This window comes from Crocosphaera watsonii WH 8501, from assembly GCF_000167195.1.
Taxonomy (GTDB): Bacteria; Cyanobacteriota; Cyanobacteriia; order Cyanobacteriales; family Microcystaceae; genus Crocosphaera; species Crocosphaera watsonii.
The window spans coordinates 1-7,475 of record NZ_AADV02000190.1 but is presented as its reverse complement, the minus strand read 5'-3'; the positions used below and the strand labels follow the sequence as shown (position 1 = coordinate 7,475).

9 protein-coding genes and 1 pseudogene are annotated in these 7,475 nt (G+C 37.6%); 4 read left to right on the top strand and 6 right to left on the bottom strand.

The genetic code is table 11. The features are described from left to right. The 4 genes from CWATDRAFT_RS28170 to CWATDRAFT_RS28155 form a co-directional block, all read right to left on the bottom strand. Positions 1–650 (bottom strand): DUF6444 domain-containing protein (locus CWATDRAFT_RS28170; protein WP_042712687.1); only part of this gene is annotated, 650 nt, incomplete at its 3' end. A 65-nt stretch (positions 651–715) separates the two neighbouring features. After that, positions 716–1,084, bottom strand: coding sequence for a TauD/TfdA family dioxygenase (locus CWATDRAFT_RS28165; RefSeq protein ID WP_007308170.1), 369 nt, complete (start codon positions 1,082–1,084; stop codon positions 716–718). Positions 1,085–1,187: 103 nt separating this feature from the next. After that, complete coding sequence (locus tag CWATDRAFT_RS28160; RefSeq protein WP_007308169.1) at positions 1,188–2,039, bottom strand: sulfotransferase domain-containing protein; 852 nt, start codon at positions 2,037–2,039, stop codon at positions 1,188–1,190. 3 nt (positions 2,040–2,042) lie between these two features. Next, positions 2,043–2,594, bottom strand: a complete 552-nt coding sequence (locus CWATDRAFT_RS28155; protein ID WP_007308168.1) for a Uma2 family endonuclease — start codon at positions 2,592–2,594, stop codon at positions 2,043–2,045. Positions 2,595–2,762: 168 nt separating this feature from the next. On the opposite strand from CWATDRAFT_RS28155, the gene CWATDRAFT_RS28150 reads away from it, so the two are divergent. The 4 genes from CWATDRAFT_RS28150 (at position 2,763) to CWATDRAFT_RS28130 (ending at position 5,882) form a co-directional block, all read left to right on the top strand. Beyond that, entirely contained in the window at positions 2,763–3,563 is an 801-nt protein-coding gene (locus CWATDRAFT_RS28150) for a pentapeptide repeat-containing protein (RefSeq protein WP_007308171.1), read from the top strand. A gap of 85 nt (positions 3,564–3,648) precedes the next feature. Beyond that, the gene (locus CWATDRAFT_RS28145) at positions 3,649–4,509 is read left to right on the top strand and encodes a universal stress protein (protein ID WP_007308172.1); all 861 of its coding nucleotides are present in this window, start codon (positions 3,649–3,651) and stop codon (positions 4,507–4,509) included. Positions 4,510–5,343: 834 nt separating this feature from the next. After that, on the top strand, positions 5,344–5,436 hold the full coding sequence (psaM, locus tag CWATDRAFT_RS28135; protein ID WP_035829246.1) for a photosystem I reaction center subunit XII: 93 nt from the start codon (positions 5,344–5,346) through the stop codon (positions 5,434–5,436). A gap of 113 nt (positions 5,437–5,549) precedes the next feature. Further along, positions 5,550–5,882, top strand: coding sequence for a slr1601 family putative cell division protein (locus CWATDRAFT_RS28130; RefSeq protein ID WP_042712685.1), 333 nt, complete (start codon positions 5,550–5,552; stop codon positions 5,880–5,882). 24 nt (positions 5,883–5,906) lie between these two features. On the opposite strand, the gene CWATDRAFT_RS28125 is transcribed toward CWATDRAFT_RS28130, so the two are convergent. Together CWATDRAFT_RS28125 and CWATDRAFT_RS34855 are read right to left on the bottom strand one after the other, a co-directional pair. After that, the gene (locus CWATDRAFT_RS28125) at positions 5,907–6,152 is read right to left on the bottom strand and encodes a hypothetical protein (protein ID WP_007308167.1); all 246 of its coding nucleotides are present in this window, start codon (positions 6,150–6,152) and stop codon (positions 5,907–5,909) included. A 472-nt stretch (positions 6,153–6,624) separates the two neighbouring features. After that, positions 6,625–7,146 (bottom strand): annotated as a pseudogene (locus CWATDRAFT_RS34855) (ISAzo13-like element transposase-related protein); the annotation flags it as partial. Between the last annotated feature and the right edge of the window lie 329 nt (positions 7,147–7,475).

Here is a 7,475-nt window from a genome sequence, read left to right as displayed (position 1 = left end):
CCACTGTTCCTGTTTCGCCATGTAAGATTACCCCCATAGCCAAGCCAGCCCACGATGCTACTTAATCGCGCCCCATAACGGAAGCCTTCTTTAACTCCCAATGGAACAGGACTGTAATCTGACCATCCACAACTAGGACATTTATAGAATCCGCGACGATATTCCCTGATTTCTATGGGTTGGTCTACTACTTCAGCCACTTGCTGGACTTTTTCGGGAACTACTTCATCTCGTTCCACTGAACCCCCACAAACAGGACAGTTTTCTAGTTCTAAAGGGACTATCTTATCGGGCTGACCAAAACCATTACGGGTCTTCCCTGGGTGGTCATATTTTGGTCCGCGTTTAAATCCTTTTTTGCGTTTCTTTTTGTCAGAAGGCTTTTTTAGTGGGTCTGATGATGGGGGGACTGAACTGTTTTTTGAGTTACGGTTTTTTAGCTTATCTCTCTCTTCTTTCAATTTTTCAATTTCTTGCTGTTGTGTAGAGATTTGTTGTTGTTGCTGGTCAATCAGTCTTTGTTGAAGAGATAACTGTTGTTGTGCCTTGACTAGCCACTCAATCATGAAGACATTGTTCGCCAACTGTTCATCGGCGATAGCTCTAACTAGCTTTGAATCAATGGTAGCATTTGTGGTCATAACCCCCACTATACATAAAAATCCCCGATTTTACCTTTATGTTGTCAAGACAGATTCTTTATTGCGGTGAGCAATTACTGTCCTTGTTCTTTTGGAGGAATCAAACAAAAAAACCAAATATAATTTGGCATCGATGAAAAGTATGATTGTTCACAGTGTAAGGGAATCCATTGATCTTCTGAATATTCTGTTGATGTATAAACTTTTCCTTGGATTAGGGTACGGGGAGAACCTCCACCTGTATTTTCCAATAAGTTTGGGGTTCCGGCTTTTGATACTTTTTCAAAACTTTCTGCATCTTTGACTGAGAAACCACGAAATAATAAAGCACCCGACTCTTCTAATTGTTTGTGTAGTTGGCTACTATTTTTTTTGATAAATTCGGGAAGACTTTGAGCTTCTTCCTCATTAACTGGTGAAATTATGAATGGGTATTGAGACATCTTAATTTTCTATTTCCCGTTGCAAGGGATAGGGCAAAATTATATTTTCATTTTTATACCACATTTTACAGAAGTTGAGAATAGTCTATTTGCTCTATTGAGCTTAATCTAACCAGAGATTTTCTAAACCAGTTCCAGCAGTTTTCATGATAAACTTTTCTGTTAATCTTTGCTTCTGTTCAGGTGAAAAGTAATCTTTCCATGATCCTACTTTCCCCTTACGAACAAAAGAGGGCATATTTTCAGGACGTTTACTAGACCAACGTTGTTGATCTTTTTTCATCTTTTGTAATGAACTATTAACAATTATTTTGTTAATAATACTCTCATTCTCCACAGTATATAAATATTTATTACCTAGAAAGTTACCTATTTTTATGATAATGGATTTTAGATCAGCTTTCATGGTTTCGTAGGTGAAAAATAAAACATTGGGATCGTCTTTGTGTTCATACCAAGGAACTAAATTATCAAAATAGTCACCAAAGTCAACTTTTCCCCTTATAAAGCATTCAAAAAAGTCATCAAAAGTTCCATCAGTAAAATCGTAATGTTGAACAAATCCCCTAGTATGATGATAAAATGATACCAAACAATCAAAAGGATTCCTAGCAACATAAATATATTTAGCTTGTGGATTATAAGGAGTTAAATTATAAGGTAAATGGGTTTTAATGACTCTTGGTTTAGGTAGTTTTTCTACGGTTTCTTTTCCTACTTCTTCTAAATGAGGGATATAAGTTTCTAATTTTTCTGATGGGGATAAAGGTTCCCCTTGATGCTGCATTAACCAGAGAATATATTGTGTCCAAGTTGTACCACATTTAGGATAGGTAACAAGGAAAATATCTGATTCTTGTGCCTGATATTGGAGTGCAGAAGTAAACCCTTCAATGGGAAAACCCATCGGCATTAAAAATCCGTTATGATTGTAATAATTAGGTTTTTTGTTCATGACTTATCTGGGGTTTCCTAAGAGAGTATTGACGGAAATTTTCAGGTTAGGAAAAGATAAGGGAGCAACGAAACCACTATTATACTCTTTTTTGATTTTATAATCATTATTTTGAGGATCTTGGAAGACTTTTAAGGTTTTTGATTTGAGGGCAATTACCCAATACTCTTGAATATTAGCACTAGCATAAATTGTTTTTTTTATGCCTAAATCTTTGGATAAAGTGCTATCAGCAATTTCAGCTAACCAATAAATATCTTCTGGGTAAGGATGATGATTTAGATATAATGTATAAGGAGAACGAACAACAGCAATATCTGGTTCTGGTTCTGAGTCGGTTAAAGTAATAGGGTGTGCTTCCCTAACAACAGCTTGCTCTCCTAAAATAGAACGGAGATAAGCGACAGTGATATGATTTATTGAAGTGTGGATCGGACCCTCTGGACTCATTTGTAGTATTTCTCCTGCAATTAATTCTACACTGCGATCGCTTAAGATTCCTGCTTCAATCATTTTGTGATAATCTTCTACTGACCATTTGGCAACACTATACATAATTATTGTTAATTTTCCTCAAATAATTGTCACGACAATCTCTATCTTTATTATCTTAGCATATCCCTTTAACCTGAAAATATATAGTTAATATCTATCTAAAAAAGTAAATTGTTACCATAATTTGGTAAACTATTCGTAAAGAAAAATAAAAGCCTGAGAATAATTATGGCCAATCAAGAACATTTAGCCCTCTTAGAAAAAGAAAAAATATGGACAATGTGGCGCAGAAACAACCCTCAAATCAGTCCAGATTTACAAGAAATTGATTTAAGAGCAAAGAATCTGGAAAAGGTTAATTTATACGGAGTAAATTTAAGTAAAGCTAATTTAGAAAAAGTAAATTTAAGCCGAGCAAACTTAGAAAAAGCAGAGCTAAACCAGGCAAATTTAAACGCAGCTAATCTCAGTTATGCCAACCTCAAACAAACTAACTTAATGGGGACTAATTTACGAAAAACTAACTTAAGACAAGCTCAACTGTGCCAAGCTAATTTAATCGGAACATCCCTAAGAAATAGTCAAATACAAAAAGCTGATTTTAGTCAAGCTCAACTCAATCGTACTAATTTAAGCGAAGCTTGTGGAGAAGAAACTAACTTTTGTGAAGCCAATCTTTCCCAAGCTAGTTTATACGAAGCCGAATTACAGGGGGCTTATTTTTATCGGGCTAATTTATCTCAGGCACAATTGATTCAAGGCCATTTATATGATAGTTATTTTGTCCATGCTAACCTACAAGAAATTAAAGGAGATCGCTTGGATTTAAGGTGGTGTAATTTAGCCCAGGCCAACCTACAAGGGGCGAGTTTACAGGGAGCAAACTTAAGTTATGCTAACCTCAGTTATGCCAACCTAGAAGGAGTCAACCTAGAAGGAGCGAACTTACGGGGGGCAAATTTAATAGGGACAAATCTAGAACAAACTAACTTAAGGGGGGTGGAGCTATCAGAGACCATTCGAGCTTAATAAAATGTTAGACATAATGGGAAAAAATAGCAGTATTCTAATAGTAATAGACAGTTAATCATGGTTAATAATTGAGATTCAATCCATGCTCGAAAAAATCTTATATACTGAATCAGGAAAAGGAAAGAGCCAAGAAATGCTGGAAGTGTTGATGGATCTTCCTGCTATTCAACGAGCAGCCTTGAATATTCTGCACGTTGTCCCTCCCCAGATTACCACCACGGGAATCAGCGAGAAATGGGAAGAGGGAGGGAAATTGGTGGCCAGCACCCTGGAAAACCTCAAATTAGACCCCAGCCGTGTCTCCACCATGCTACGTCAAGGGGACCCCAAAGACACAGTTTGTGAGGTTGCCGATGAGCTCAACGCTGATTTAATTATTATGGGTTCACGGGGTTTAAAACGTCTCCAAGCCATCTTAAACCAATCTGTTAGTCAATACGTCTTCCAACTGAGCAACCACCCGATGTTATTGGTTAGGGATGATGTTTATGTCAAGAAGATTAAACGGGTAATGGTTGCCCTCGATAAGTCTCCTGCTTCCCAATATGCCCTAGACTTAGCTTTGTATCTCTTGCGAGACTATAAAGAAGCAGAATTAATTCTCGGTAGAGTTAACCCCGATATTAAAGCAGAGTTACTGCCTCTCTCAAAAGCAGAAATGGAGAATAACCCCATTGTCTCAGAAGCAGCGACAAAAGTTAAAAGAATGGGTATTCCTTATCGTTGTGCTGTCACAGGGGGGCGGCCTGCTGAAAAAATCTGTAGTTTGGTAGAAGAATACAACGTGGACTTGTTGTTGTTGGGATCACCCGATCGCCGTCCTTCCATCGCCAAAGCAATACCGGACTTGGATCGCCTCTTAGGAACGTCTCTATCAGATTATATTAGGGTTAAAGCAAATTGTCCTGTCCTTATGGTTCGCAAAGAAGGTCTAACCATCTAGTAGCAAAAATTAGTAGCATTTACCCGTTAAATGGAATAAATCAGACACTCAGTTCTTTCTTGACAGGAAAGAAAATACTTGGCAGAATAAACGTATTAAGATGCCTCGCAGGTTGCTTCTCATGAGGTAATTCTTCACCTTAGTAGGGGAGGCATTTTAATAGGTAGAATATTGGTAACAATATTCCTTCGCTTTTGGAAAGGGTTCAACAGAGCAAAAGCGGAGCAAAGGTTAAGAGTTAAACCTTAGTAGTTTAGATAGATTTGAAGCAGAATGCCCCTCATTTGTGATGACTTCAACTCACTCAAACTGAAAAGTAACCAAAAGACAGGCGTAATATTACGATTAATTACGTTTTATTCCGTTTTGCTGCTCACTCTTTAGTCAAAAGGGGGCAGGGGAGGAGTGAATATTTGTTTTCTCTCCCCAAGTCTCCCCATCTCCCCATCTGCCCCATAAATGACGGGGGTTTTTTATTAAGTTTTGTACCAATTTTTCCTGGTATTCTAGAAAACATTATAAGGATTCTCATCGCAAGGTTTACCTAACAGATGAACAGGTAAAATCAGAAGAAGTTAACGGGGATCAATTTGCTGCCCTTGTGCGTAGTAGTGCCGAGTTTGTGGCTGGAATGAAAATCGCTAAGTACACCATCGTCAAGCAAATGCAGGATAATCCAAATTTGCTACCTGATGATCTCAAAAAACAAGTAGAAGCAGGTTATCAGGAAAAAAGTAGGTGTCATGTTAACTTCGGTAACAAAATGTTTCACAAAGTGACGATAATGATGCACAGTAATAGTAAAACCAACCCTGTTATAGGAGATCACCATCAATGTTATCAGATACCCAAGTTTTAGTTGCTTTAGTTGTTGCCTTAGTTCCTGGAGTTCTTGCTTTTCGCCTAGCTACGGAACTTTATAAGTAACGACTTCGTTTAATAAAACAGATACCTATTCACCCCCACAGAAACAATGATTTAAGGTTTTTGTTTGGGGTGAATGGCTTAGTATAGAAAAGTTATCTGTTTAACCTATGTCCATGTCTAGACAGCGTCGTTCTCGTCGTCAAGCCGTTTCTACCCCCAACTCAGAGCATCAATGGTTAGCCACAGAAATCAGCGTTAAATTAGCAATTAACGGCATTTTATCCCTTGTAGCCCTGGTTAGCTTATTCAAATTAATTCCCTATCAATGGTCACAACAAGCGCAGTTAAAAGAGATTAGAGTAGAAGTAGAAGAAACAGAAAAACGAGTGTCTCAGTTAAGGGATAATTTTCGACATAATTTTGATCCACATAAAGTTAATAAAGTTATGGAGGAGCAAAGTCCCCGTTTACACCCTACACAAAGAAAGATTTTTTGGGTGAATTAATGAAAAATATTAAATTAGGTTAATCTAAGGTTTAATGGTTCCTCCTCTAAGCACCCAACAAACAAAACCACTAATACTTGCTGTAATAGTAATAATTACTATTTGTCTCCAGTTCTTATTTACTCTTTTCCCAGAAAAAATTACTTGATTTTTTTGACCTTTTTGATAAACAGGAAGGGGGTCATTATCCAGAAACGAAGCTTTCGATGTATAAGATTCTTCAGTAATAATTACCTTAATTCCCACCATCTCTGCTTTATAAGATAACATTTATGATACCATTTTCATAAACTTAGAGACTGTTCCTAAACAAAATATTAAGTAGGGTGCATTAGGAAAACTATATTTTTTTGGTAGTAGGGGTCAACCGCCGTTGACCCCTACACCGGATGTGTAGTCGGACTTTAGGAAATTGGTATAAAAATATTCCCTCCTGTTCCCCTCCAGTTCCCCTCCTATTCCCCTCCTGGGAGGGGTTAGGGGTGGGTTGCCCCCTGCCTTCTGCTTCGCCTGAAGGGCCATTAGGTGATTTCCAAGAAAAAGTTTCCCACCCATTCTCAGAATCTGTTTGTAGAACATCTCAAATAAGCGAAAAGGGAAAAATAAAAAGTTGTTCGCGGATACTTTCCGCGAACAAAAACCTCCCTATCTAAAAGAAAGAAATACGCTAACTTTTAAATTAGCTTTGACTATTTTTAAAAAGGAAATTCACTTAATTTTACACTCTTATTAACTTTTTAGACTAACTGGGTCTAATCAAAATATCCCATTTAGGTAAGTGAGGATTACGTTCTAAACGTTTCTCAATTTCCTTCATCTCTTTTTTCGTTAAAGAAATGCCTTTTTGATAAACTTTTTTACTTAACTTAACTATCGGATTTAAGCCTTTCCATGTCATAGTTTTTACCCAAGCTAACATCGTTTGAGCATTTCTCAGAAGTGTTCCGTTCCAATGCCTCTCTAAAATTCCCCAACATCTTTCTATGGGATTATATTTACTGTGATAAGGAGGAAAATATAGTAATTGAATAGATTTCTTAGTTTGGTCGGCAAACTCTACCATTCTCTTCAAAAATTGCCTTCTTATTCCACTATTTTCTGCTCCATTATCAACTTTAATTTGGATGTTCTCTAGTTGCTGCTTTTCAGTTATACTCAGACTTGTCCACCATTGCTCCAAGTTATCTACCATGAAATCACTCGTTTTATAAGAACTTCCAAAAGTTACATAAAGTTGCCCTGTATCTTCATCTACAATCCCACAAGGAACGTATTTTCTTTAGTTCCCATATCATGATCTTGAGTTTGATTTAACCTCTGGTTTGTCCGCCACGTGAATATTCTCTTATTTCCACAGTTGGTTTACCATCCATACTTAAACGTTCACAGAAGGGTCTTTCTGCAACCTGCGCCCTATATGCCGAAGAAGTGTCCGCCCGAAATTTCCTAAGGTAGCTTAACATCTTTCTAATGATGCCCAAGATTAATATCGGCTGGTGAAGGGGGAACCCCTCCTTATCCAATTTCAGGTAAGGCAGCGAGAATTGAAGCAGGGAGAAGGGCGGGGGAAGCGCACTAAGAGGACGGGTCCTC

Bases quoted from the DNA above. Each gene is read 5' to 3' on its own strand.
- CWATDRAFT_RS28165 (WP_007308170.1), bottom strand. From the start codon at position 1,084: ATGTCTCAATACCCATTCATAATTTCACCAGTTAATGAGGAAGAAGCT.
- CWATDRAFT_RS28160 (WP_007308169.1), bottom strand. From the start codon at position 2,039: ATGAACAAAAAACCTAATTATTACAATCATAACGGATTTTTAATGCCG.
- CWATDRAFT_RS28155 (WP_007308168.1), bottom strand. From the start codon at position 2,594: ATGTATAGTGTTGCCAAATGGTCAGTAGAAGATTATCACAAAATGATT.
- CWATDRAFT_RS28150 (WP_007308171.1), top strand. From the start codon at position 2,763: ATGGCCAATCAAGAACATTTAGCCCTCTTAGAAAAAGAAAAAATATGG.
- CWATDRAFT_RS28145 (WP_007308172.1), top strand. From the start codon at position 3,649: ATGCTCGAAAAAATCTTATATACTGAATCAGGAAAAGGAAAGAGCCAA.
- psaM (WP_035829246.1), top strand. From the start codon at position 5,344: ATGTTATCAGATACCCAAGTTTTAGTTGCTTTAGTTGTTGCCTTAGTT.
- CWATDRAFT_RS28130 (WP_042712685.1), top strand. From the start codon at position 5,550: ATGTCTAGACAGCGTCGTTCTCGTCGTCAAGCCGTTTCTACCCCCAAC.
- CWATDRAFT_RS28125 (WP_007308167.1), bottom strand. From the start codon at position 6,152: ATGTTATCTTATAAAGCAGAGATGGTGGGAATTAAGGTAATTATTACT.